Here is a 1,412-nt window from a genome sequence, read left to right as displayed (position 1 = left end):
GGCTCCGGGCCGCCGCGCGCGAGATCGCCGGCGCGCAGCGCACCCTCGACTACCTGCGGTCGACCGGCCAGTTCCGGCAGCCCGGATGACGCGCCACCCGGCCACCGCCGCGATGCTCGCGGTATCCGCGCTCGAGGGATGGCGCCCGGATGACGACGACGACGAGGTGCTCGGACTCGTCGACCGGGGCGTCTCCGGTCGGCTGATCCGCCTCCGCGTCCTGGAGGCGATACCCGCGGAGGCCCGCCGGCGACCCGGGCCGCGGGTCCTGGCCCGTCGCGCCCCGTACCTCTACCGGGGGACGCGGGTGCTGCAGAACTCCCTCGGGATCACCTCGGCCGGGGCTCTCGCGCGGGCGGAGGCCCTGCTCGTCGTCGCCGCCGGGGCCCGCCTCCTCCGCGCCCCGGGGCCCGCGCCGGGGACGGTGTCCGACGTCCACGCCGCGCTGTTCGGGGACGTGTACGCCTGGGCCGGGCGGCCGCGCATCGTCGACCTCGGCAGGCAGGGATCGGTGTTCGCGCCCGCGTCCCGCGTCCCGGACCTCGTCGCGCCCCTGGAGCGGCCCGCGCGGATCGTCGCCGACGCGCTGGCCTCCGCGCCGGCGGCCGCGTCCCGCCGGACGGTCGCCGCCCTGGCGCTGGCGGACTGGTACGCGCGGTTCAACCACGTGCACCCGTTCCGCGAGGGCAACGGCCGCGCGGCCGCCGTGGCCGCGACGCTCGCCGCGCGCTGCCACGGCCTCGACCTGGACTTCGGCCGGACCTCGCGCGAGATGTGGGTGCAGGCCGCCGTGTCCTCCATGCCCACCCCACCCCGCCGCTCGGTCGATCCCACGGCGCACCGGTTCGAGTTCCTCCGTGTGACGATCGACGGCAGTGTCACGATGGACCGGACCCCGACCCGGAGGACGCCCTGATGTACTCGCCCGGCCGACCCCGCCTCGTGGACCGGCGGCGCCCCGGGGCCACGCCGGCCGACGAGATCCTCGACGCCGCGGCGGAGCTGTTCACCACCCGCGGGTACACGGCCACCTCCACCCGGGCCATCGCGGACGCCGTCGGACTCCGTCAGGCGTCCCTCTACACGCACTTCCCCACCAAGGCCGCGATCCTCCGCGCGCTGCTCGACGCGACGGTGGCCCCGGCGCTCGAGCACGCCCGCCGGCTCCGCGCCGGGGGCGGGGACCCGCGCGAGACCCTGCTGACGCTGGCGACGCTCGACGTCGAGGGCCTCCTCGCCTCGCGGTGGAACGTCGGGATGCTCTACGTGCTGCCCGAGGTCGCAGGGGACGAGTTCGCGGAGTTCCGGGACGCGCGCTCGGAGCTCCGGGAGATCTACCGCGAGCTCGTCGCCCTGTGCCGCCCCGACCTCGACGCCGACGATCCGGCGCTCGACCTGCCGTTCCGCGTGGT

2 protein-coding genes are annotated in these 1,412 nt (G+C 76.8%); both read left to right on the top strand.

Annotation, left to right across the window (positions count from 1 at the left end; translation table 11 throughout):
- A partial coding sequence (locus HMPREF3086_RS01320) for a Fic/DOC family protein (RefSeq protein ID WP_210401815.1) occupies positions 1-916 on the top strand: 916 nt, incomplete at its 5' end.
- The coding region (locus tag HMPREF3086_RS01315) for a TetR/AcrR family transcriptional regulator (protein WP_246830847.1) at positions 916-1,412 on the top strand (497 nt) is incomplete at its 3' end. The genes HMPREF3086_RS01320 and HMPREF3086_RS01315, both read left to right, overlap by 1 nt.

The organism is Dietzia sp. HMSC21D01 (assembly GCF_001815995.1).
In the GTDB taxonomy this organism is placed as follows: Bacteria; Actinomycetota; Actinomycetes; order Mycobacteriales; family Mycobacteriaceae; genus Dietzia; species Dietzia cinnamea.
Note: the sequence above shows the minus strand (reverse complement) of the source record. Positions and strands in the feature narration are given on the sequence as shown.